Annotated in this window: 28 protein-coding genes; 22 read left to right on the top strand and 6 right to left on the bottom strand. The window is 37.3% G+C overall.

Translation table 11 applies throughout. The features are described 5' to 3' along the window. Positions 1–475 precede the first annotated feature (475 nt). From MHI34_RS00630 to MHI34_RS00575, 12 genes are all read left to right on the top strand, one after another. Complete coding sequence (locus MHI34_RS00630; RefSeq protein WP_058843302.1) at positions 476–2,398, top strand: hypothetical protein; 1,923 nt, start codon at positions 476–478, stop codon at positions 2,396–2,398. Then, positions 2,391–3,074 carry a LysM domain-containing protein gene (locus tag MHI34_RS00625; RefSeq protein WP_340810137.1) on the top strand — a complete coding sequence of 228 codons (684 nt, stop codon included), beginning with the start codon at positions 2,391–2,393 and terminating at the stop codon, positions 3,072–3,074. Before MHI34_RS00630 ends, MHI34_RS00625 begins: the two co-directional genes overlap by 8 nt. After that, complete coding sequence (locus MHI34_RS00620) at positions 3,067–4,029, top strand: hydrolase (RefSeq protein ID WP_244504803.1); 963 nt, start codon at positions 3,067–3,069, stop codon at positions 4,027–4,029. The genes MHI34_RS00625 and MHI34_RS00620 overlap by 8 nt, the downstream gene beginning before the upstream one ends. A 1-nt stretch (position 4,030) precedes the next feature. Continuing rightward, complete coding sequence (locus MHI34_RS00615) at positions 4,031–4,345, top strand: DUF2577 domain-containing protein (protein ID WP_036127387.1); 315 nt, start codon at positions 4,031–4,033, stop codon at positions 4,343–4,345. Continuing rightward, positions 4,345–4,749, top strand: coding sequence for a DUF2634 domain-containing protein (locus tag MHI34_RS00610; RefSeq protein WP_271912631.1), 405 nt, complete (start codon positions 4,345–4,347; stop codon positions 4,747–4,749). The genes MHI34_RS00615 and MHI34_RS00610 overlap by 1 nt, the downstream gene beginning before the upstream one ends. Further along, positions 4,749–5,834, top strand: coding sequence for a baseplate J/gp47 family protein (locus MHI34_RS00605; protein ID WP_342504030.1), 1,086 nt, complete (start codon positions 4,749–4,751; stop codon positions 5,832–5,834). The genes MHI34_RS00610 and MHI34_RS00605 overlap by 1 nt, the downstream gene beginning before the upstream one ends. Further along, a complete protein-coding gene (locus MHI34_RS00600) occupies positions 5,827–6,375 on the top strand; it encodes a putative phage tail protein (RefSeq protein ID WP_342504029.1) in 549 nt (182 codons plus the stop codon). Before MHI34_RS00605 ends, MHI34_RS00600 begins: the two co-directional genes overlap by 8 nt. Next, entirely contained in the window at positions 6,375–7,472 is a 1,098-nt protein-coding gene (locus MHI34_RS00595) for a hypothetical protein (protein WP_340810143.1), read from the top strand. Before MHI34_RS00600 ends, MHI34_RS00595 begins: the two co-directional genes overlap by 1 nt. Before the next feature lie 124 nt (positions 7,473–7,596). After that, positions 7,597–7,926: a hypothetical protein gene (locus MHI34_RS00590; protein WP_340810145.1), complete on the top strand. Its 330-nt coding sequence runs from the start codon at positions 7,597–7,599 to the stop codon at positions 7,924–7,926. Between the two features lie 2 nt (positions 7,927–7,928). Then, complete coding sequence (locus MHI34_RS00585) at positions 7,929–8,039, top strand: CD1375 family protein (protein WP_340810147.1); 111 nt, start codon at positions 7,929–7,931, stop codon at positions 8,037–8,039. 127 nt (positions 8,040–8,166) lie between these two features. Further along, positions 8,167–8,574 carry a phage holin family protein gene (locus tag MHI34_RS00580; RefSeq protein ID WP_141905579.1) on the top strand — a complete coding sequence of 136 codons (408 nt, stop codon included), beginning with the start codon at positions 8,167–8,169 and terminating at the stop codon, positions 8,572–8,574. Then, complete coding sequence (locus MHI34_RS00575) at positions 8,571–9,233, top strand: M15 family metallopeptidase (protein WP_340810149.1); 663 nt, start codon at positions 8,571–8,573, stop codon at positions 9,231–9,233. The genes MHI34_RS00580 and MHI34_RS00575 overlap by 4 nt, the downstream gene beginning before the upstream one ends. 287 nt (positions 9,234–9,520) lie before the next feature. Here MHI34_RS00575 and MHI34_RS00570 read toward each other — a convergent pair whose 3' ends face one another. Then, the gene (locus MHI34_RS00570) at positions 9,521–10,078 is read right to left on the bottom strand and encodes a hypothetical protein (RefSeq protein ID WP_342504028.1); all 558 of its coding nucleotides are present in this window, start codon (positions 10,076–10,078) and stop codon (positions 9,521–9,523) included. 296 nt (positions 10,079–10,374) lie between these two features. Here MHI34_RS00570 and MHI34_RS00565 point away from each other — a divergent pair, with 296 nt between their 5' ends. The 4 genes from MHI34_RS00565 to MHI34_RS00550 are packed head-to-tail and all read left to right on the top strand — an operon-like array spanning position 10,375 to position 13,790. Beyond that, the gene (locus MHI34_RS00565; protein WP_089932113.1) at positions 10,375–10,947 is read left to right on the top strand and encodes an rRNA adenine N-6-methyltransferase family protein; all 573 of its coding nucleotides are present in this window, start codon (positions 10,375–10,377) and stop codon (positions 10,945–10,947) included. Next, entirely contained in the window at positions 10,947–11,534 is a 588-nt protein-coding gene (locus MHI34_RS00560) for a DedA family protein (RefSeq protein WP_249645959.1), read from the top strand. The genes MHI34_RS00565 and MHI34_RS00560 overlap by 1 nt, the downstream gene beginning before the upstream one ends. 53 nt (positions 11,535–11,587) lie before the next feature. Beyond that, positions 11,588–12,289, top strand: a complete 702-nt coding sequence (locus MHI34_RS00555; protein WP_089932115.1) for a response regulator transcription factor — start codon at positions 11,588–11,590, stop codon at positions 12,287–12,289. Continuing rightward, positions 12,282–13,790 carry a HAMP domain-containing sensor histidine kinase gene (locus MHI34_RS00550; RefSeq protein WP_170829795.1) on the top strand — a complete coding sequence of 503 codons (1,509 nt, stop codon included), beginning with the start codon at positions 12,282–12,284 and terminating at the stop codon, positions 13,788–13,790. Before MHI34_RS00555 ends, MHI34_RS00550 begins: the two co-directional genes overlap by 8 nt. On the opposite strand, the gene MHI34_RS00545 is transcribed toward MHI34_RS00550, so the two are convergent. After that, positions 13,785–14,102, bottom strand: a complete 318-nt coding sequence (locus tag MHI34_RS00545; protein WP_036127276.1) for a hypothetical protein — start codon at positions 14,100–14,102, stop codon at positions 13,785–13,787. The two genes, MHI34_RS00550 and MHI34_RS00545, sit on opposite strands and share 6 nt — an antisense overlap. A 140-nt stretch (positions 14,103–14,242) precedes the next feature. Between MHI34_RS00545 and MHI34_RS00540 the strand changes: the two genes are divergently transcribed. Together MHI34_RS00540 and MHI34_RS00535 are read left to right on the top strand one after the other, a co-directional pair. Next, positions 14,243–14,800 (top strand): helix-turn-helix domain-containing protein, encoded by a 558-nt coding sequence (locus MHI34_RS00540; RefSeq protein WP_089933748.1) that lies wholly within the window; start codon positions 14,243–14,245, stop codon positions 14,798–14,800. Continuing rightward, entirely contained in the window at positions 14,698–15,627 is a 930-nt protein-coding gene (locus MHI34_RS00535) for an IS3 family transposase (RefSeq protein ID WP_139149526.1), read from the top strand. The genes MHI34_RS00540 and MHI34_RS00535 overlap by 103 nt, the downstream gene beginning before the upstream one ends. A gap of 246 nt (positions 15,628–15,873) precedes the next feature. Here the strand turns inward: MHI34_RS00535 and MHI34_RS00530 are convergent, their stop codons facing one another. Further along, the gene (locus MHI34_RS00530) at positions 15,874–16,767 is read right to left on the bottom strand and encodes a LysR family transcriptional regulator (protein WP_342504027.1); all 894 of its coding nucleotides are present in this window, start codon (positions 16,765–16,767) and stop codon (positions 15,874–15,876) included. 100 nt (positions 16,768–16,867) lie between these two features. On the opposite strand from MHI34_RS00530, the gene MHI34_RS00525 reads away from it, so the two are divergent. After that, positions 16,868–18,049 carry a YbfB/YjiJ family MFS transporter gene (locus MHI34_RS00525; protein WP_342504026.1) on the top strand — a complete coding sequence of 394 codons (1,182 nt, stop codon included), beginning with the start codon at positions 16,868–16,870 and terminating at the stop codon, positions 18,047–18,049. Between the two features lie 42 nt (positions 18,050–18,091). Here MHI34_RS00525 and MHI34_RS00520 read toward each other — a convergent pair whose 3' ends face one another. Further along, entirely contained in the window at positions 18,092–18,952 is an 861-nt protein-coding gene (locus tag MHI34_RS00520; protein ID WP_036127272.1) for a YitT family protein, read from the bottom strand. A 32-nt stretch (positions 18,953–18,984) separates the two neighbouring features. Then, positions 18,985–19,524 (bottom strand): helix-turn-helix domain-containing protein, encoded by a 540-nt coding sequence (locus tag MHI34_RS00515; protein WP_036127271.1) that lies wholly within the window; start codon positions 19,522–19,524, stop codon positions 18,985–18,987. 268 nt (positions 19,525–19,792) lie between these two features. Between MHI34_RS00515 and MHI34_RS00510 the strand changes: the two genes are divergently transcribed. Next, positions 19,793–20,161, top strand: a complete 369-nt coding sequence (locus tag MHI34_RS00510; RefSeq protein WP_342504025.1) for a hypothetical protein — start codon at positions 19,793–19,795, stop codon at positions 20,159–20,161. A gap of 142 nt (positions 20,162–20,303) precedes the next feature. On the opposite strand, the gene MHI34_RS00505 is transcribed toward MHI34_RS00510, so the two are convergent. Continuing rightward, positions 20,304–21,698, bottom strand: a complete 1,395-nt coding sequence (locus tag MHI34_RS00505) for a hypothetical protein (RefSeq protein ID WP_089932118.1) — start codon at positions 21,696–21,698, stop codon at positions 20,304–20,306. Between the two features lie 505 nt (positions 21,699–22,203). Here MHI34_RS00505 and MHI34_RS00500 point away from each other — a divergent pair. Together MHI34_RS00500 and MHI34_RS00495 are read left to right on the top strand one after the other, a co-directional pair. Next, complete coding sequence (locus tag MHI34_RS00500; protein ID WP_036127231.1) at positions 22,204–22,842, top strand: GntR family transcriptional regulator; 639 nt, start codon at positions 22,204–22,206, stop codon at positions 22,840–22,842. 19 nt (positions 22,843–22,861) lie between these two features. Then, a complete protein-coding gene (locus tag MHI34_RS00495) occupies positions 22,862–23,911 on the top strand; it encodes a 2,3-butanediol dehydrogenase (protein ID WP_058843317.1) in 1,050 nt (349 codons plus the stop codon). The last annotated feature ends 242 nt before the right edge of the window (positions 23,912–24,153 follow it).

Raw genomic sequence — 24,153 nt, 5'->3', positions numbered from 1 at the left:
AGGCTAATATAATGCACTGGTGGGTGCACAAAATGCGTCGCCTTCCGTCTGAATATGTGTCACTATCCTTGGCAGATAAAGCTTGTATTATAGCGTCTCTAAGGATCAAAATCGAAGAAGATAAGAAGCAAGAACGAGAGGCAAAACGAGGGTCTAGAAAAGGTAGAAAGCGTTAGGAAGTAGCTTGTTAACCTAAATGGCTATCGTTAAGCTAGCTGTTTTATATGTTTCTTTAAAAGATATGATATAAAAAAGGGACATTTATTTATTTGAATTCTGTCTGTTTTCAATTAAAAGGGTGGAAAGTTACTTTGGAGTCTTGTGAATTTAACCATGCAGGATAATGTAGTTGGAAACAACAGAAAATATATAAATTTACTAAGAAATAGAGAAAGTTAAAGTACAAATTATTAAACAATAGCCATAAAAAGCATCCTTTGAGTAGGATGCTTTTTTAATAAAGAGGTGAGAGTTCATGGCTACAATCCGTACGGCAATTCAAATTGAAGATCGTTTAAGTAAACCAATTAAAGTCATGCATAAAATGGTTTCCAGGATGGTCAATCAGTTGGAAGCTATGCATGCTGCTTCTAGGCAAATGATAGATACCTCTAGTGTTCAACTAGCTCAGAAAGAATTAGCTAGAGCTGCTGAGCAATTTAATAGAGTTGAAAAGGAAATTCGTAATGCTGATCATGCTCAACAAAGTTTTAGCAACAACATTAGGGATGGTACTACAGCAGTTGGTGGATTATTAACTAAAATCAAGGAGATAGCAGGGAAATATTTAGATTTTCAAGTAGTTGGGAGAGTACTCTTGTCCAATGAAAATAACACCACATCTGGGTTAAATGTAATCAACAATGGTTTACAAACAACCGAGCAACCTTTAACACAAGCAATGGGAAGTGGAAACCTTCAAGGCCAGGATTTAAATAACGTATTTCAGTCTACGTCAAATGGTGTCCAAAATACTACGAATTACCTTAATGCTTTCATTGAGAAATTACGAGAAATAGCAAGTAGTGGTGAAATTTCTATGGCCAAGATAAGGAATGCTGTACTTGGTTTGGCTTTTGAGGGAATATTTGATGGGATTGTAAAAAGCGATCTTTTTAAGGAGCTCGTGCAAAATGCAGCTATTGCTATGGAGAAATTATCTTCAATTGCCTCGAGTACATTGAATTTTTTTATACCCGATGGAAGTTTAAAGGATAGTTGGTCGTTTATAGTTCCTATAATAAGTACTGTTGCAGCGGCAATGTTGGTATACGAGTCCGCTTTACTACTAGTAAAAGCAGCCGAAATAGCGAGTACGATTTGGACTGGTTTAAGAACGCTTGCAATTGGACTATTAACAGCAACTACATGGACGAGTGTGTCTGCAACATCAGCCGCAACGGCCGCAGCATGGGGCTTAAATGCAGCGATAGCAGCCAATCCAATATTTATTTTAGTAATAGCCATTGTAATTCTTATTGGTCTTTTCTATTTAGCGGTAGCCGCTTTCAATTATTTTGCTGGGACCTCGGTTAGTGCTACAGGAATAATAGCTGGGGCTTTCATGGTGTTAGGATCATGGATTTATAATAGAGTAGCCTATATGTGGAATTTGTGGGCCTCTTTTGTGGAATTCTTTGTAAATGTATGGAAAAATCCGATGTATTCGGTCAAGAAATTATTTTATAATCTAGCAACCAATATGTTAGATTTAATTATTTCAATGATTAGTGGATGGGATGGATTTGCTACAAGCTTTGTTAATGCTATTGTTGACGCAGTTAACTTTGCGATACGAGCTTGGAATTGGTTTGTGAAGCTATTACCAGAGAATATTTCATCTTCTGTAGGTTTAAAAGTGGGCACAGAGTATAGTCACCGAGAGTCCATTACAAGTGATCTAAAAGGTCTTAGAGGAGTTTTGGATAACTGGATTGGCGAAGCTCCTGATGATTATTGGGAAGCGCCGAAAATGGAATTTAAGGATCTTGGTAAGTCTTGGGATAAAGGCTACAATTGGGGAGCCAATCTATTTAAATCGGGTGAAGAAAAAAACGACAGTAATAAAGAAGATAAGATGAAAAATGACATTAATAATGCGCTAGCGTTAGGTGACAAACTCGATAAAGGTAATGAGCTAGGTAAGAAAACAGCAGACAATACCGAAAAAGCAACTGAGGGTATTAAAATAATGAATGAGGATTTAAAGTATCTCCGTGATATAGCTGAACGTGAAGCGATTAATCGTTATACAACGGCAGAAATCAAAGTAGATATGAAAAATGAAAACCGTATCAACAGTGAATTAGATATTGATGGCATTATTGATAGATTTGGTCAACGTGTTGAAGAAGTTTCAGGAATGCTAGCGGAAGGGGGTTCAATCGAAGATGTATAATTTTTTTCTAGATGGTTTACAGTTTCCTATTGCGCCTTCTGAACTAGCTCTAAAGATTAATGGTAGAAACGAAACTATGGTGTTAATGAATGAAGGAGAAGTAAATGTAATAAAGAGAACAGGGCTAACGGATATAGATATTGAGGTATTACTCCCTAACGTCAACTATCCGTTTGCTGTTTATCCGAATGGTTTTCAACCAGCTACATTTTATCTTGATAAACTAGAAAAATTAAAAATCTCTGACAAACCCTTTCAGTTTATCGTTAATCGTATGATGCCGAACGGGAACTTACTATTTGACACAAATATGACAGTATCACTTGAGAATTATGAGATTAAGGAATCAGCCGATAATGGCTTTGATGTTATTGTACGAATCCAGTTAAAACAATACAGGGAGTACGGCAATAAAAAAATCAACTTGAAGCCAGCTACAAAAGCTAATAATGCAGGAAGTACAGCAAAAACCGAATCGAAAGCTGTAGTAGAGCAGAAGCGGCCAACTACAGGCAAAGAAACCCCAAAAACACATACCGTTAAATCAGGTGAAACATTATGGGCTATTGCTAAGAAGTACTTAGGTGATGGCTCTAAATACACTGAGTTAGCAAAAATCAATAATATTAGTAATCCAAACATGATTAAAGCAGGGCAGGTGATAAAGCTTGGCTAAATCAAAACTATATATCATGAGTAAAGGGCAGCTATACGAATGCGTTGCAGAGGAAGGTATAGTGTGGGAAACAAATCGGAAAGGTACTCCAGGAAAGTTGACATTCAATGTAATTAAGGATAATATGCTCAGCTTCCACGAGGGTGATGCAGTCCGTTTCGAATATGACGGACACAAGGTTTTCTATGGTTTTGTTTTTATCAAAAAACGTTCAAATAACAGAATCATTACGGTTACTTGTTACGATCAGCTCCGCTACTTTAAAAATAAAGATACGTATAGGTATGAGAATAAAACAGCTGCTCAAGTACTTCAAATGATTGCAAAGGACTTTAAATTAAAGACAGGCACTATAGACAATACAAAATACGTTATTCCTTCTATGGTTGAGGATAATCAAGAACTGTTCACTGTCATGGATAATGCCTTGGCTGAAACGACTCTTAATACTCAAAGGCTATTTGTGCTCTATGATGACTTTGGAGCTTTGAATTTACGTGAAGCTAAGACACTTCAAACAGATTTACTGATAGATGAAGAATCAGGTGAATCATTTGAGTACACCTCATCCATTGATGAAAACACGTACAATAAAATCAAGTTAGAACGTGAGAATAAAGAGACTGGTGAACGTGATACTTACATTGTCCAAGACGATAGCAGGATAACTGAGTGGGGTGTACTTCAGTTAACAGATAAGTTCGAGGAAGGTGAAAACGGCAAAGCTAAAGCTGCAAGCATGCTCAAGTTCTATAACCGTAAATCACGAAAATTACACATCAATAAGGTGTTTGGTAATCCAATTGTGCGTGGAGGAAGTCAGGTAGCAGTGCTGTTGTATGTTGGTGACGTATCAGTAGCCAATTTCATGATGGTAGAAAGTGTTAAGCATACCTTCAAGGAATCTAATCATCGTATGGATTTAACGTTGATTGGCGGTGATTTCATTGCGTAGTATGGAGGATATTTTAAAAGAAATTCAGAAACTTGTTCTGGGCGTTCTCAATGCACAGAAGCTTGCTACGGTTATTTACGGCAATGTAATAAGTGTAGGTCCTTTAGAGGTTCAAATCGATCAAAAATTGACTTTAAAAGAAAAACAATTGAAGCTCACCCGTGCTGTTATGGATTATGAAGTAGAGATGAGTGTGAATGGTGGAGCAAAGCAGAAAGCTAAAGTCTTTAACGGCTTAATAACAGGTGACAAAGTGACGATGATTCGCGTGCATGGTGGTCAACAATATTTAATTATAGATAAAGAGGTGATTTGATGATTCCACAGGTCATAAATGATGGACTGGCATTCGATTTTGAGGAAGAAATTGAACCTTCTAATACTTTTAAAATAAATAACGAATTAGATCGCTGTTATGGCACCGTTGATGAACTAGAGGCCTTGAAACAAGCGATTTTTTTAATGCTCAATATCGAACGATACAATCATTTAATTTACAGCTGGAACACAGGCTTTGAAACTAATGATTTAATTGGGCAACCAACTGTCTATGTTGTTAGCGAAGTAAAACGACGCATCCAAGAGGCTTTACTACAGGATGATCGCATTACAGAAGTGGATACTTTTGAAGTAACAACAAATAAAAATAAAGTGCATATTCAATACACAGCACATACCATATTTGGTGAAATCACAGCAGAGAAAGAGGTGGATTATTGATGGCAGTAGCCTTTGATTTAAATACTCCCTATGAGGATTTATTAGTTCAGAAACTATCCAATGTACCAACACAGGATAAACGAGAGACATCGTTAATTTATCAGGCAACAGCAGCCAATACAGCTGAGACAGCTCAAATACTTTTTACATTGCTGAACTACGAAAACGAAATGTTCGCAGATACGGCCTCACGGGAAAATTTAGTAAGGCGTGCAGCTGAACGAGGGCTTAGTCCAACCCCTGCAACGAAAGCTATTCGAAAAGGAGTATTCAATATTGATGTTCCGTTAGGCGCACGATTTTCACAGGAAGAATACAACTACGTAGCCCTTGAAAAAATTGAAAAAGGTGTTTTTAAGATGGAGTGTGAAACAGAGGGTGAAGTTGGAAATTTCGAGATAGGGCAGCTTATACCGATTGATTACATTGCAGGTCTTGAGACGGCACAGTTAACGGACTTGTTGATTCCAGGAGAGAACGAAGAAGATACAGAGGCTTTTAGGGCACGTTACTTCAATAGCTTTGAAAGTATTTCGTTTGGTGGGAATCGCGCTGATTACAAAGAGCGAGTTGGAAACATACCTGGGGTTGGAGGTGCACGCATCTACCGAGCGAAGTATGGAGGCGGCACTGTTGGTGTTACAATCATCGATTCTACTTTTTCGAAGCCATCCACTGAATTAGTTGAGTTAGTACAACATCTAATGGATCCGTTAGATGCGCAAGGTGATGGAGTCGGGCTTGCTCCTATTGATCATATCGTTACTATCTCAGCTGTCAATGAAACGATAGTGAATATAGTTACAACAATAACGCTTCAATCGGGATGGTCTTTTGAAGATGTAGAGAATGCCCTCCAAGAAGTAATTGATGGATACTTTGAGGAGCTTGCGGAATTTTGGGCATCGGCAGTTACTAAACAAGAAGATGAAACAGGGTTGATTATCCGAATAAGTCAAATTGAAACACGTATTCTTGGTATTAATGGAGTCATTGATATAGCTAACACTTTATTAAATGGCAAGGCAAGCAACCTTGAACTTGATAGAGAAGCAATACCGAAAAGGGGGACTATAAGTGGCTAGAAAAGTAGATATTTTAAGCTACCTCCCTCCTATCCTCCATGAAATCAAGGAACTTCAAAAGATTGCATCACTTGAAAATCCATCACTAGAGCGTATATGGGAACTGACTGAATCATTGTTAGGTAATCAATTTATCTTAACCCTAGATGAACGCGGTGCCGATCGTTATGAGAGAATGCTCGGTTTAGTTACAGGCGAATCCGAAACACTCGAAACACGTCGTTTCCGTATTTTATCAAGATATCAAGAACAAGCGCCCTATAGTTTTCCAGTTCTGAAACAGCTACTTGATAGCTTGCTAGGAGAGGGAAAATACGAGCTTACTCGCAGTACATCTGAGAAGTGGGTACGTGTAAAGCTAGAGTTAACGGTTTCTCGTGAATTTGAAATTGTCGAGGTATTACTTGAGCGAGTAACGCCTCAAAACATGTTGGTCTATGTGGAAATCAGATACATCCAACATAGTGCACTGGCGCGCTTTACACACGCTCAACTGGCTGCTTATACACATAAACAACTGAGAGAGGAAGTGTTATTGTAATGTCTACTGACACTGCTAATTATGGTTTTACAAAGGATAATGAGGATGATTTTTATAATGTAAATGTGGTTAACGCCAATCTTGATAAGATTGATACAGAAATGAAACGTATTGAGGATGCTATTCAGCCCATTAGCCCAACTGATTCAGTCAAATGGATAGGAACTGTTGGAGGAACCGTAAATGCTTTAACGGCTACACATGTAGAGATAACAAGCTATAGTGATGGTTTGGGTGTATCCTTTGCGGCTAATGCTAACAGTACAGTCGCCACAACCTTGGATATTAATGGTTTGGGTGCAATCCCCATCAAGAAAGCAAATGGCACGGCGTTCAGTAATGCAAAGGCTAACGGTGTTTATACTGTTCGTTATCGTGACGGAGCTTTTATCTTACAGGGTGAAAGTGAGGTGGAAATAGGACGACAAATCATCACACCAAGTACAATGAACCAAGCAATCACTCAAGGTGTGCATGATGGTACAGGGTACGTAGTTGGTAGCCCAAACTTATTGCCGCAGAACATCAAGAAAGGCGTATCGATGTTCAATGTAACTGGTGCATATGATGGAGAGATGTCAGGGTTCGGGGTTGAATATCTCATGCCAATAACTACCGCGATTCCAATAACTAGCCCATTATATACGATTCCGATGAATGGATGGCGAATGGCTTATTACCTACCAGATGCTGGACCAAGTGGAGAACGTGACATGTTGAATGGTGGCTCTTACCCAACGTTCAACAAGAGAGTCATATATCCAGACCCAGGATATGGAACTGATGGTATTCTGTCGATAATTGTTAATACAAACATTGGGGCATATACATATCCTTTCCCTAAAAATAAAGGGTATGCATTTATGCCACATTTTATGGTTTATCTATCGGGAACTACTCTTTATTTAAGAGCATACTACGAATATGATAAGCCGACCGGTGAATATAGTGCAGTTGCTAGTGCTCAAACAATCTCAGCAACTCTAGCGAACGGTGTCACGTCATTGATTAGCATACAATTCAAAATGTCATATACTGAAACTCAGAATACTGGGGTAAGAACTAATGTATATGGTACTGTTTACAAAATAAGTTAAGGGGGAGATTATCATTCTAGGTTTTAAAATATATTACGAAATAGAAACTGGTGAAGTTATTCTGACGATTCCAGAGAAAAATAATGCGGGTGTTGTTGAAACAACAAAGGAACAAGACTTTATAATGTTTGATGTACTTTCCGCAAGAAATCCAGAAATGGTCAACTTCATTCAGTTACCATATGGTCAATACCGCAGCGATTTTGAAATCGCAAATAGTTGGAAGGTTGATTTGAAGATAGGACAGGTTGTATTCGAATATCCCAAATTTGAAACGCCTATGTCTGAACAGCTACTTCTTTTGCGGCAAGAAAATGAGAAACTCAAAGTTGAAAATAAAGAATTGAAATTAGCGTTAGCTGAATCAGCAGAGGCACAACAGCAAGATAAAATACAGAATCAGTTAGCTATCGCAGAATTAGTAGAGACACTAACAACTAAGGGGGTCTTATAATCATGGCTAAACTATATTGGGATTTAATTAAAATGAACTTGCGAACAATTGACCAGGTGCCGTTGTTGTGGCGAGAAGCTGTAAAAGCATTACTCAATAACGAAAACAAGTAAACGCAGCATAAGCTAGCGTTATTTTTTATGTTTTAAATGCTATGAGAGCAATCGAGATAGGCTGTACCGAACCTCGATGCTTCTCATGGCTTTTTTTACACTAAAAAAAGGCAAAGGACGTAGATAAATGGAACAATCATTTAAATTTTTACTTAGCACAGTAGGTGGAGTAGTATCGTGGTTCGTAGGTGGATGGGGTTTATTGATGACAGTATTGTTAATATTGAATGTAATTGATTTTTTATCAGGCATGGCAGCAAATTGGGGAACGATTAACAGTAAGAGGGGTTATCAAGGCATCATCAAAAAAGGCATGATGTGGGTTTGGATCGTGGTAGCCAATCTAATTTATTTAGTGCTACAAGATCAAGGGTTTTCAATTGGACAGATTATTCCTGATGCAGTTGTATTATTGTTCATTTTGAACGAGCTTGTTAGCTTAGGAGAAAATTCAGCCAAGCTTGGGGTGGACATGCCTGCACCAGTTAAGAAAGCTTTAGAAATCTTCAATACGAAGGAGGAGAAGACAAAATGAGTACAAGTGTAACAACATGTCGTGATTTAAGGGAATTAACAGTAGCTGCACAAACAGCCTGTCGATTACTCTTTCAGGAGTGTTGTAAAGCAGGTATTGATTTTATATTCGTCACAGAAACATATCGCAGCCAAGCTCGCCAAAATTATCTATATGAACAAGGAAGAACAAGACCAGGGCAAGTAGTTACCTGGACGCGTAATAGTAATCATACATCACGTAGAGCATGGGATATTGCTGTAGCACCGCCACGAAATCTATATGATATTTCTACTCTATTGAAGGTGGGGACAATAGCTAAAAAGCTAGGTATCACTTGGGGAGGCTCTTGGCCAGCAGGGCAATACGATGCACCTCATTTTGAAATTCCTACAACATGGCAAATGCCTAATGGCTATAAATTAGAAGGACAAGTAGTAGTGCCAACGAGTAGCGGTGGAAAGGTTCAGCTTATTGTAGAGGATACACAAAAACAAAAGGAGGATGATATAATGCGATTTACAAACGAGACAACTAAAGCCGCAGTACGTGACTACATTAAACAAGCAGTAGATAAAAAGCTTATTGAAAAGTCACATCTAGAAAAATTTGATGCCGGTACATTGACTGACGGTGATTTTGCAGGAATAAAAATCATTATTTCACAACGTAGTAACTAAAGTATAAAAGACCAAGATAGCTTAATTGCTTTCTTGGCCATATAACTAGTTTTTATATCTGCTATACTTGTGCGACCCTCTTACTATTAGATATTTCATAGTAGAATTTCTTGTAGTAATCATAGAGTGTTGTTTCCTTTTAAGATAATTGTTTTTTTATCATACGTATCCTAGTATCGTACATAATTTTAATTACACTATTTTTATATCTCCCTCACCAAAATAAATTAAAAAAGGACTTTTCATTGTATACTTCATATTTGAAAAGCCGATTTTACTTAAAAACACTATGTACTATAGTAATATGAAGCTATCTTTTTCAAGTCAGATGCTTGGAAATTAGCTAAACCAATCTTGTCCATATCCGTCCTTTTAATGACCGTGGTCATTGCAGACCCAGTAGTAGGGTTACCATAATCATCTTTGAAGTGATCTTGCCAATTGATGTGGATATTACCCATATCCTCTACATCCTTTAAAATTTTAAGTAATTTAACTGTATTTTGTTGAGCATCATTTAGCTTTTTCTTTTTTGTTATGGAATCATCAATCATCAGCTTTAAATAATAGGTATCTCCCATGCTTTCAACCCTAATATCTCGATCGCGGCCATCAGTTGTAGTAGTTCCAAATAAATCAGCAGCTATCTTGGCAATACGTTCCTCTAGGGGGATACTTGTATCATTTGCAGCTTTCATATCAATAACGATGGTATCATTTTTCTCCTTTAATTCCTTTTCAGAAGTTTTCTGATCGTCACCAATCCTTGTAGTTCCAATAGCACCAATTACAATAAATGTGATGATTAAAATAAACCACCATTTTTTATAAAAAGGTTTATTCATAAATGTTGTCTCCTTACATAATTCGTTATTCTATTAAATTATATCAATAATGGAAGGTGTTGTCAGCAGTCGCTCCATATAGCTAATTGTCAAAAATTACTCCTCTCAAAGAACGAGTGATTTTTTTTTATGAACCTACAAATATTTCATACAAAGATGTAACCATTATGGAATTGATATCAACCAAATATTGTAAAACCTTAAGAAAAAGTTAAGAATTCTCCTTGCAATTCTTTAAGAAATGCTCTTTATAGTTAGAACCATCAACAATGTAAGCAAAGCGAGGAGAAAACGACATGCAACTCATTACCTTCCTAACTGAATTTATCAAACATCCGAAAACAATTGGAGCAATATCACCTAGCTCCAAAAAGTTGGCTCATAAAATGGTACAACCCATTTGCTTTGAAACGGCTCAATGCATTGTCGAGCTTGGACCAGGGATGGGTTCCTTTACTACAGAGCTTGTGAAAAGAAAGCAGCCAGCTACATTGCTTATTCTCATTGAACATAATGCGATTTTTTGTGAAAAGCTACGTCATCAATTTGCACATGAAGCCAATGTTGTGGTAGTCAATGGCTCAGCAGAAAACTTAAGGCAGTTTATGGACGAACTCCATATAGAAAAAATTGATTATGTCATTTCTGGGCTGCCATTTACCTCTTTAAAGTCTGATGTATCATGTTGTATTTTAAGCAATGTGAAGGATTGTTTACACAATGGAAAATTTATAACATTCCAATATTCACTTGTGAAAAAAGCATTCTTTCAAACATATTTTGAAGATATTTCTCATGAAAAAGTATGGATGAATATGCCGCCAGCATATGTACTAAGCTGTAAACTTGGTCATACGAGGGCTAGTTAATGGAGCTACAGGATCTTTTAGGATTCATTGAACAATATGGCTATTTTGCTTTGTTTTTTAGTTTATGGTTAGGCATTATAGGGATGCCGCTACCAGATGAGATGATTGTGATGAGTGGTGGCTTTTTATCTTCGTTAGAAAAAATGGTCGTATGGAAATCCTTTTTACTGACCTATTTAGGTGTTGTTTCGGGGCTTTCACTAGGGTATTTCCTTGGTAAAATCTTTGGACATCGAGTGCTCGACAAACTTATCAAAAAGAACAAGGCAAAATACCTTGTAAAATCAAAGGAATTACTAAATAAATATGGTCGCTTTGCATTAGTTCTGAGCTATTTTATTCCGATTGTTCGACATATCTTGCCGTACTTGGTGGGGATGAATAATATGCCCTTTAAAACGTATGCCTTGTTTTCCTATACAACAGGCTTTGTTTGGACATTGATGTATTTTACACTTGGTTTATTATTTGGCAGTCAAATGGAAGTTATTTCGATGCTGGCTACTAAATATGGTATTTATTTTGGAATTTTCAGCGTAATCATCATCAGTTTTTATTATTTTTATATACGAAAATTAAAAAAATAGTTAAAATGAGGAAACGTTATAATTGACAAATATTTGATTATTGGTGGGGTTAGATGAGTAAAGAAACCATTTTAATTGTAGATGATGAAAAAGAGATAAGAAATCTTATCGCTATTTATTTAAAAAATGAAGGCTATCATGTGCTAGAGGCTTGTGATGGGGATGAAGGCTTACAGCTATTAAAGAAGCATCAGGTGCACTTAATTGTATTGGATTTAATGATGCCTAAAGTGGATGGTACTGAAATGTGTATGAAGGTAAGAGAAATTGCGGAAATGCCTATTATTATGCTGACAGCAAAATCTCAGGATATGGACAAGATTGTTGGCTTAACAATAGGCGCTGATGACTATGTGACAAAGCCCTTTAATCCGTTAGAGTTAATTGCCCGCATTAAATCACAGCTTCGTCGCTATCTGAAAATGAATGGCATGAATAGCAGCAATAGTGAAGAGCTGGAAATCGGTGATTTACGTATTAATACTGCGACACATGAGGTTTTTGTCAATAATGAAAAAGTCAAGTTAACACCAAGAGAGTTTGCGATTTTAGAATTGCTTGTCCGTAATCCAGGCATCGTGATGAGTGCAGAGCAAATTTATGAAAGGGTTTGGAAAGAGGAGGCTTTTCAATCAGAAAATACAGTGATGGTCCATATACGTAAAATTCGAGAGCGAATTGAAACAAATCCAAGAAATCCTCAATATATCAAAACAGTATGGGGAGTAGGATATAAAGTTGAAAAAGATCTTTAGGTTTTTATGTAAGCTCATAGGGCTCTTCAAACAAATCGGTACGAAGATAAAAAACAATATTCAGCGTAGCATTCGAATTCAACTATTTACAACGTTTATCCTATGTGCGCTGGGCAGCTTTTTGGTGTCACGTGCAGTCCTCCCATTGTTTGAGAATATCAATGAGACCGTGATGGTGGATTATAGTGCCAGTATGCAGATGATGTATTATCAGGCACAGGATACAGCAGAATTAGCGATCCAAGAAAATAGTGTTAATGTGTTAAAGCAATGGATTGACCAAGAAAATGACAAGGTGGACAGTGACCAGAATGCTTTACAAATTATTGTGACAGATGAGGGCGGGAAGATTTTATATAAAACCAAGCAGGTCAAAGAGCAAGAAATTGATCTGCATGAAGAAATAAGAAATGTCATGGATTTTGCAATCAATCAACCGTTTAACCATACGTATCCAGGTGCGATAGAAACATCACGAGAGGCATTTACCACGTTAGTGCCGCTAACCCTGCAAGATAAAAATTATTATTTCTTCGTGAGTGGGCTTCCACAAGGTGAAGCGATAACTAGTACAAGTGAAGGGCCCATACCTTTTTTCATTGGGGTTATTTTGTTTATCGTATCTTTTTTCTATAGTACAAAGCGTAAAATGAATCAAATTGAGGCATTGGCAGAGGGGGTTATGGTCATCGCAAAAGGAAATTTAGCTTATCGTATTGAGAAAAAAGGACAAGATGAAATTGCATTACTAACCGATAGTATTAACCAAATGGCGGAAGAAATTATGACAAGCATCGAAATGGAGCGAAAAATCGAGCAACAAAAAAATGAGCTTATTACAAATGTTTCACATGACCTGAGAACACCTCTTACCTCTATTATGGGTTATTTACGTTTATTAAGCGAAGAGAAGTATGAGACGAAAGAGCAGTATGACGAATATTTGAAAATAGCTTTTTCTAAATCTGAGCAATTGAAAAATTTAATTGATGATTTATTTGAGTATACCAAGCTAACGAATGATAAAAATACAATAGTACGACAACAGGTTTGTGTGAATGAGCTGCTCGATCAACTAATGGAGGAATTAGTACCCTTAGCAGAGGAAAAACAACGGATTTTTATGAAACATTTCTCAGAGGAAAAAATTTTTGCGGCGCTTGATTCGGAAAAAATTGTTCGTGTGTTTGATAATTTACTCATCAATGCTATTAATTATAGCGCTGATGATGGAAAAATTATGGTTTCTCTTGAAGGGCAAGACGATCATATGCGTATCTGCGTGGCAAATCAAAGTGATGCCTTTACAACGGAGGAGCTTGATAGTTTATTCGAGAGATTTTATAAAAAGGATCAAGCGAGAACAAATGTTACAGAAGGTTCGGGACTTGGGTTAGCGATTGCCAAAAGCATCGTAGAGCTTCATGGAGGAACGATTCACGCTAAATATAAAAATGAGACATTGTATTTTATTATTACATTGCCATTAGCAGCTTCATAAGTTCAATTGCAGTGGAAGAATGTAAATAGCATGCTGTCTGTGTTTATGATGACCTAGCATTTCCTGCATGGTTGCTAGGAGAGCTGTGTCCTTGATGAAGAGTTGAATTTCTGTTTGCTTGTATTGTTTTTGAAAGTCAAAAATATAGTCTGTAATGATTTGTAAGTTATAGTGGTTTTGAATCTCTACCTCGACGAAAAACGGCAGTGTTAACTCTGGCAGTTTTGTGCTCCCTCCACGACGAATCCAAACCGCTTCCTGCACATAGTAGCGGATAGGTAATTGTCGATTACTAGCGATAAAAATATCCATAAAAAGCTCCCTTCAGTATGTAATTACAGCCTAAAGGAAATGTATTCAGTCGTCAAAAGAAAACATAAGCTGCTCAGCCAAGGATTATGTGGGTGCTGCACCCCAAAAGTTAGAGTAAAAAACTTTTGGGGTGTTTTTTTATGGCAAAATATAGCGATGAATTTAAGTTAAAGGTTGTGAAAGAGTATTTAACAGGAAAAATAGGTCTTAAACGATTAGCTAAAAAATATTCCATTCCATCTACTACAGCAATTAGAACATGGGTAGCTGCCTACAAAGCATATGGGAATAATGGTATTAAACGAAAAAGAAGTAAGGAAGTCTATTCTGTTCAATTTAAAGTAGATGTATTACACTTTATGAAACAAACAGGTGCTTCCTATCAAGAGACAGCGATTCAATTTAAGATGAACAATCCACGTTTAATCGCTAAATGGAACCAAAAATTTCTGGAAGAAGGGATAGAGGGCCTGCAAGAAAAAGCAAAGGGGCGCCCATCTATGTCGAAAAAATCAAAACCAACTAAACAAGAAAAAGAAATGTCACGTGAGGAGCAGTTAGAACGTGAAAATGAACTGCTTCGTCTAGAGGTGGCATACTTAAAAAAGTTGAAGGCTTTTCGAGAGAACCCGGAAGCATTCCTCGGAAAGCACAAGCAGTCATTGCCTTTGAACTCAAAGAAGAAGGATTCCGATTAAAAGACATTTTAATGCGTGTAGATATTCCAGAAGCTACGTATCATTATCACATCAAGCAACTGCATCAGGAAGATCCAGATAAGGGATGGCAAACATTGATTTTAGAGACGTTTAAGAAACATGAAGGACGATATGGCTATCGTCGTATACATACGGAGTTAAAAGCGCAAGGCTACATCATTAATCACAAAAAAGTACAGCGCATTATGCAGGAATTAGATTTGAAATGTGAGAAATTCGTCCGCAAGTCGCGCTATAAATCGTATAAAGGTACGGTTGGAAAAGTGGCGAAAAATCGTTTAAATCGCCGTTTCTATACGCATTACGCCGTACAAAAAGTGGTGACAGACGTAACTGAATTCAAATGTACAGATGATGAAAAACTATATCTGAGCCCAATTATGGACTTATATAACGGAGAGGTTATTGGGTTCAGTATGTCTAAACGGCCTACAATGGATTTTGTGCTGGACTCATTGAAACAAGCCCTTCCAGTCATTCGAGAACGTGCAGAATATCGAACAACAATCCATTCAGATCAAGGCTGGCACTATCAACATAATAAATGGGTGAAAACATTAAAGCAGAACAAGATTTTCCAAAGCATGTCTCGCAAAGCAACGTGTGCAGACAATGCAGCAATGGAAAACTTCTTTGGCTTACTCAAACAAGAAATGTATTACGGGGAAGAATTAGTCTCATATGACGTGTTAAAAAAGAAAATTGAAAAATATATCCACTACTATAACAACGAACGTATTAAACAAAAATTGGCCGGCATGAGTCCGGTAAAATACCGAACTCATGCCAGCCAATTAGCTGCATAAATAAAAACTCTAACTTTAAGGGGTCACTACCGTGCTGAACAGCTTTTTAGTAGAAGGTGGATAGTGGTGGATAGCGTTATCAAAGTGAGGGATAGCAATACTAAAGTGGTGGATAGCGTTACCAAAGTGATGGATAGCAATACCAAAGTGGTGGATAGCGTTACCAAAGTGATGGATAGCAATACCAAAGAGACGGATAGCGTTATCAAAGTGATGGATAGCAATACCAAAGTGATAGAAAGCATTTCAAAACTTTTGGCTAGTATTCTCGCAACGTTGGTAAGCATCAAGAGATTCTAAAAAATACTGTAGTATAGGAGACTGTACATCATCCTTACGATAAATAAACCACGTAGGAATTTGTGCTTGCTTGTTCGTGATCGCATGCAGTGCCAATGCTTGTGCGGCACTATATTTTTCCGCGATGGCACGAGGAAGTAAGGTAAAACCTAATCCCGCAGCAACACAGCCTAAGATTCCATCAAGTGTTCCAAACTCCATTCGATTTTGTGGGCGTACACCATCCTCATGTAACCAATGATCTAAAATAGCCCGATAGGAACAGCCATGACGGAATGTAATTACAGTGCTACTCGCTAAATCTCGCAGCTGCTTAATTGGTTTATGCTTGCTAGATGTGACAATAACAAGCTCCTCGTAGACAAACTCCTTTACCAATAGATTTTCTTTATAAACAGGTCCAGTGACAAATGCACCATCTAATTCATAATTTTCTAACCGGTCAATATTATCCTGTGAAGGGCTTGTCAAAATGGTAATATCCACCTGTTCATGAGCTTGATGAAATATGGTTAATAACGCTGGTAAGTGTAGTGCTGCAGTCGTTTCCATTGATCCAATTCGTAATACACCTTTTGGTTCTCCTGTATCCTGAACAATCTCAAAGGATTTTTCATAGAGGTGAAGCATTTTTAAGACTAGCTCGTAAAATTGTTCTCCTTTCGGTGTAAGCTGTATTCCACGATGTCCGCGATAAAAAAATGTTGTGCTATACAGCGTCTCAAGACTTTGAATTTTCATAGAGATGTTGGATTGCGTGTAATTAAGTGCTGTGGCAGCTTTAGAAAAACTACCTGTTTGGACGACTGTCCGAAAGGTCGTTAAATCATTAATATTCATAGATCCTCCAACTATCAGTTTTTTTGATACCTATTATAACGAATTGAGTCTATTTGTGATATCTGGATATTTGTTATAGTAAATTGGAAGGAGTGATTCTATGCACAAGCAAACGATTCAATATGTAATTGGTGGGATTTTTACATTGGTAATCGCCATGGGCATCGCTCGTTTCTCCTATACAGTTATTTTACCGTATATGCAAGAAACATTTGAATTTAGCCGTGCAACAGCAGGATATTTAGCCACAAGCAATTATTTAGGCTATTTAGTAGGAGCATTGGTGGCAGGGCGTTTACCTATAGCAAATAAACGCATTCCTTTTTTACAGCTAGCACTCGTTATTAGCATTTTAACTACTGCCTTCATGGGCATTACGAATGCAATCCTTATATGGTACATACTGCGGTTTATCTCAGGTGTAATGAGTGCCTTTATTTTTGTCGTCATTGCGAGCCTTGTCCTTGATCAGTTAGCTAGCAGTCGTAACATGCATCTATCAGGACTTTTCTATAGTGGGGTAGGGACAGGTATTGCTTTAAGTGCCATCATTGTTTCACCAATACATGCCATTTTTCAATGGAATGGAACTTGGATTGCTTTAGCTCTGTTTTGTGTCGTATTGTTTGTGCTGATTATAAGATTCATCAAACCGATCCCACCGTATGAACAACACTTAGTAAGTCAAGCCATTGCGCCTCAGAAAGCTTCACCGAAGACGTGGCTAAAATGGTTAATCATAGCCTATAGCCTTGAGGGGCTTGGCTATATTGTCACAGGTACCTTTATTGTGTCGATTGCACAGGAGTCAACAAGCTTTCATGGAGATGCAGCTTTTGTATGGTTTGTAGTGGGCGTTGCGGCAATTCCTTCATGTATTGTATGGTCGAAGCTAGCACAGCATTATGGCTATGTAAGAACATTACTGATCTCTATGCTATTGCAAGCGTTTGGTATCGTGTTACCTGCATTCACAACGAATACGCTTACCCTTTATGCCAGTGCCTTTATTTTTGGTGCAACCTTTATGGGCATTACAACAGTTGGCACAACATTAGCAAGACATATTGTACCGATAAACAGTCATCAAATTATAGGCTATTTAACTGCTGGTTATGCATTTGGCCAAATGATTGGCCCATCCATAGCAGGGACAATGGCGAATGTGACGAATAGCTATCAGTATGTATTGATAGGCGCTGCAGCCGTAGTAGTGCTTGGGGCTCTATGTTTAATTGGTGGAGTAAAATATGATAGGACGACTGCTCCCATAAGTGAATAAAAAAAGTAAGTAAGACCTATCTGTGTCTTACTTACTTTTACATTAATGGATATCTCGTTTCTTAAAGTTCCCACCACGAACTTCTGAAACATCAGAAATGACAACAAAAGCACCTTCATCGATATCCTTTATAATTGAAACTAATTTATTTTCTTCCATACGGTTAATGACACAGTTTAAAATTTCCGTTGGTTCGTTAGAGAAACCGCCACGTCCATGTGTATAAGTAACACCACGTCCTAGACGAGCTTGGATCGCGTCCCCAATTTCCTCAGATTTTGCACTAACCACACGAACTTCTTTTGATTTCTCTAAACCAACTTGGATAATATCAATAACATTTTTTGCAATATAATATGTTAAAGCTGAGTATAAAGCACTCTCTAAGCCAAAGATAAAGCTTGCCCCTAAGAAAATAAAGGCGTTGATAAATAAGATAATATCGCCGACTGAAAATGGAATTTTACGTGATAATAGTACAGCTAAAACTTCAGAACCATCTAAAGCACCACCGTTACGTAATACAATCCCGATACCCACACCGAGCAGCATACCACCAGATAAGACAATCAGTAAGGGATCATTTGGGCCTAAAATGGTTTTAACATCATGTAAAAGCACCGTAGAAATGGATAATGCTGCGATACCAGCACTACTCATTAATGCAAAGGTTTTTCCAACTTGCTTATAACCGATATAAATGAACGGAATATTTAAGACAAAGAGCAGTATGCCTAACGGGATTCCGAAGAGGTGAGCCCCCATAATACTTAGACCCGTTACACCGCCGTCAATGACAGCATTTGGAATTAATACAGCTTCTAGTCCATAAGCGGCAATCACTGCTCCAATAATAATCATAATTAATTTTCGTATATTTTCTAGTGACTTTCCTTTTTTCATAAATCTTCTCCATTTCTTTACGTCAATAGTACTTAAGGTTTTGGAATAATATTTATCGCAATTGTTTTAGTCTCAGAACCTTTATTTGAGTCGGCCATATTATAGTATTTAGTGAGTAAATTGTTAAGATCATGTTCGAAGCTTACAAATTGATCAGTAGTTAAGGTTAAATCATGTAAAGAAAAAGTAGCTAAGTCGCTTTCACTTTCTTTTTCTTCAAGTGAGGATAAATAATGTTGATATTTAGACAGTAATGTTAATTGATAATAGGACATATACGTTAATTTTTGCTTCTTCGTTAGTTTTCGCCAATCCTCCTCGCTAAATTTTGCCGCATGTTCATTTAAGGCATAAAATTTTTCTGTAACTGAACGGATTTTTCGCTCTCTAACAATTTTGATGATGTTTTCGTCCATAAGGATTTGAATGTGGCGATATAAAGTAGCTTGTGGCACATCCTTAATGATTGTAATCATCTCTAAAGTACTTAAGCCTTCCTTTTTCATATGCAACAGAGCTTGTAAAATCTTCATTCTCACAGGATGTATTAAGACATCTGCTTTGCTGTGCATCAATTCTCCTCCTTCTAAAAATGAGATGGCTTTAAGGAAAGAAAGTAATATTATCAAAATGAGAACGTTATCAAATATAATATATTTTTTTTAAGATGTACAGTCATATGGCAAGTGAATTTGCCTCTTTTATAGAAGGAACAGGAAATAATTCATTGTATCACTCTTTACTAAGATGGTAGATTAAAAACATAGCAACTATCGTCCCCATCATTAATATCTTCAAAGTCATAGCCTAAATAAATACTTGTAAAAAGGGTGCAAAAGGATGAAGTATAAAGTTTTAACTATTTTACTTTGTGTGATGTTTGTATCTGGTTGTATGCCTAAAGTTTTGACTTTTGTAGGAGAAAATGAAAACTGGGAAGTGCAGTTTGAGGTAACTTCCGACAAAATGAAAAGTGATCAGTGTGGTGCAACGAGTGGCACTATTCGATATATTGGTGATCAACCTCTGCCTAAAGAAGTGAACTATACACTTAAACATGGTATAGAAACTTCTGGTTCAGATTCATTGGATAAAAACGGCGTAATTCTAATGGGGGAAGGCTGTTCCAATGCACTACAAGATACAGAGGTAGAGATAACGATCAAATGGGATGGCCAATCAGAAATGATTCCTTTAACAGTAAAATAAACACTATAAACTGTATTTCTGAATGAACTTTTAGAAAAATGTCAAAAAGAGAGAAATCGATGGTGTTCGATTTCTCTCTTTCTTTTCGCCTAGTTACGTCTCCTCTCATTAGGAGAATTCATTTCGAAGTAGTTTTATTTAATTAAATCAAAAACACCGCAACTATCGTCGTCGCAACAAGCCCAATGACCACAGGGATTAAGTTTCGTCTTGCTAGCTCAAATGGGCTCACATTACAAATGGCAGCGGCTGGAATTAATGCCCAAGGAATCAATGTTCCGCCACCAACCCAAATAGCTGTGATTTGTCCTAAAGCAGTTAATGTTGCGGTTCCTTCACCAATAGCATTGCCGAACAGACTTCCGACAGAGCCAGCTAGGGAAATTCCGGAAAAGCCTGAGCCATCTAACCCTGTAATAGCGCCAACCACTGCTAAAGTGACCACGGCAATTTCCTTTGTTAAAGGTACTACCGCAGCAAGACCAACACCAAGATCATTGACAATTCCATGTGAGGTAGCGGGTAAATGGTCACCGAGGATTTGTGTAAAGCCAGCATCTCCAAGATAGAAAAAGGCGGCAATAGGGATGACAGGTCCGAACACTTTAAAGCCGAATTGGAATCCTTGAATCAAATAGCTTGTCGTCTTTTCGAGCCCCTCAGCTTTGTGAGTAACAACACTAAGCAAAAGTAAGATGAAAACAGAGGTTCCTCCGATTAAAGCTGTTGCATCGCCACCTTGCAATTTAAAGACAGCCATTGCAATGACATCTAAGACGAAAGCAATGGGAATGAGTACAGCAAAAAATCGTCTTTGCCCGACAGACAGTAAATTTTCCACAATTTCATGTCTATCTTCACCAGCTTCACCGACAGTATTCAAAAGTAAGGTTCCTCGTTTCATATCTCGTCGTAAGAAAAAATAAGCAACAATTGTCGTTACAATCCCCATTGTAATGACGAGTGGAATACTAGCTGAAACGACATCACCAACAGGAATTCCAGCAGCATCAGCCGTTAGTTTTGGAGCCCCTTGTATGACAAAATCACTTGATAACGCAATACCGTGCCCAAATAAGTTCATCGCCATGGCAACGCCAAGTGCTGGGAGGCCAGCCCGAATCGCAACAGGTAAGAGCACCGCCCCTAACAGTGCGACTGCAGGGGATGGCCAGAAAAACCATGAGATAAACATCATTAATAGACCAATCGTCCAATAGGCGAGTGCTGGTGTTTTAATAATCTTCGTGAAAGGTGCAACCATAACCTCATTAATACCAGAAGTCATCATCACTCGACTCATGGCAACAATAATCGAAATAATAAGAATCGTTGATAGCAGCTCTGTAATAGCATAAATAAAGCTGTTAAACACACCACTTATGGACGAAGTGAAATCGCCAGTCGCAACAATCGCTAGCATAAAGATGCCTACTACACAAATGAGGGTGGTATCGCGACGTTTAACCATAAATCCGATGATGAGTACAATAAAAACAACATAAATCCAATGGAGAGCTGTGAATTCAATCCCCATACGTTTCCCCCTCAATATTCTGATTCTATAGAATATGAAGAGAAAAAAAGATGGTGATGATTTTGAAAAATTTTGACCTAGGTGAAATGTTATGTGAATTGATAATAGAAATAATTAACTAATAATGATGGAAAATTAAGTTATTAATGAAGTGCTCAAATTGTAAGGAGAACTTTAAGCAATCTAAACTATAGGATTTTCGAGTGTCGTTATCTGCATCTTTGCCAACTATCTCAATGAAATGCCTCTTATTATAAACAAGTAATCAACTTAACAACCACTTTCTTAGCAAATTAAAGGGCCTCTTAAAAGATGCTTGATGTTATACAATAGTGGCCGAAAACTACACCTCAAACAAGATAATTGAAAGAAATGGATTTTTATATTAAAATACTTTTATAGATTATCGATAATCTATAATCCATAATATATAACACCTATAGCGAATCACCCTATACACTAAACTATGTTAAAATAAAGGATATAAATTTAATGGAGTGGTTTGATGGGGTTTGATGAAAGTTCAATTTCAAAAAAAACAATTTCTGAACAAATAGCTGAACGATTATTATTTCGCATATTTTCTGGTTATTATGAACAAGGTCAGCGCTTAATCGAAGCGGAAATTGCAAAAGAGTTACAAGTAAGTCATGCACCTGTCCGTGAGGCTCTTTATCTTTTACAAAAAGATGGTGTAGTCGAAAAAGTACAACATAAAGGTGTAAGAGTTAAGACTATATCGGATCAGGAATTGAAGGATTATTTGGAAGCGCTTTATTACCTATTGGATTCTGCACTTACAAAGTGTGAACCTAAATGGAATGCCGATTTGCAAAATGAACTATTACTTCGTTTTGAAGCGATGAAACAAAGAAAGTCTGCTGAAAATATTTATGAATATGTTGTTTCGTTTGCGCACTTGTTACAATTGTTTTTTGATGTTACAGGAAATATTGCGATGCTACGATTCTTTAAAGAAACCATATTTGTTACAAATGTAGCTGCACAAACAAAATGGAAAATGGATCTAGTTGAATCCTACCATCTGTCCATCAACACGTTTATCAGGTGTATAGAAGTGTCGGATTTTAATCATGCACGAGTGGCTATTAAAGATGTTATTTTATGGTACCAATTTAAATAATTTTATGGGGGTAACATAAATGAAAGCTGCAGTTTGGCATAATGTGAAAGATATTAGAGTCGAAGAGGTTGAATTACGAGCTTTAAGAGAAGAAGAAGTGAAAGTAAAAGTAGCATGGGCTGGTATTTGTGGAAGTGATTTGCATGAATACGAAGAAGGTCCAGTTTTTGTACCAGTTGATGTAAAAGCTGAATTAACAGGTGAAGTTGCCCCGCTTACAATGGGTCATGAATTTGCTGGGATTATCGAAGAAGTTGGCTCTAAGGTTACAGACTTTAAGGCAGGAGACCGAGTTGTCATCAATCCTACATTAACTTATAGAAACAAACATGAAGATGTCGATCGATATGATGGATTTAACTTCATCGGACTACATGGAAACGGTGGATTTGCGGAATATGTCAATGTCCCTGTAACAAATGTACACCGTTTAGCAGATAACTTAACATTAAAAGATGGTGCACTAGTAGAACCAATGGCTGTTGCTGTACAAGCTGTCAAAGATGCTGGGGTTACATTAGGAGATTCTGTAGCCGTATTTGGGGCTGGACCAATTGGATTGTTAACAGTAATCGCTGCAAAAGCATCTGGTGCAAGTAAAGTTATCGTATTAGATTTATCCGATGATCGATTAGAAAAGGCAAAAGAATTAGGTGCAACCCATGCCATTAACTCTGGTAAAGAAAATCCTGTACAAGCCGTTCGATCGATTGTAGCAGGTGGGGTTGATGTATCCTTTGAAGTTGCGGGAGTAGCTCCTACCTTTAAACAAGCAATTGATGTTACAAAACCACGCGGTAACATGATGATCGTTTCGATTTTTGCAAGACCAATCGAATGGAATCCAATGCAGCTTACAAACACAGGTGTTAATGTACTGTCATCAATTGTTTATACACCGTCAATTTTCCAAAGAACAATTGATGCAATGAGCTCTGGTCAATTAAATCCACAGGGTATCATCACAAGTCAAATTGAATTAGATGACATTGTTGACAAAGGATTCAAAACGTTAACAAACGACAAATCACAATCTAAAATTTTAGTCGCGATAAGTGGAGAAAATTAATAACATGGATAGATTAAAATAAATCTATCCTAACAAAGGGAGTATGGCTTATTATAGTCATGCTCTTTTCTTATAGCCTGTTTGATGATTCAAAACTGTTTTTCAAAGGATTTGCTGAACTTCATTGAGGGGAAGAGGGGCGTTGCAGCTTAAGAAAGCGTTTATACTCGATATTTTTGAAATATAATAAGAGAAGAAAAATGACAAAAAGAATCGAGAATGAATTTCACGATTCTTTTTGT

Source organism: Lysinibacillus sp. FSL L8-0126, from assembly GCF_038630385.1.
In the GTDB taxonomy this organism is placed as follows: domain Bacteria; phylum Bacillota; class Bacilli; order Bacillales_A; family Planococcaceae; genus Lysinibacillus; species Lysinibacillus fusiformis_D.
Note: the sequence above shows the minus strand (reverse complement) of the source record. Positions and strands in the feature narration are given on the sequence as shown.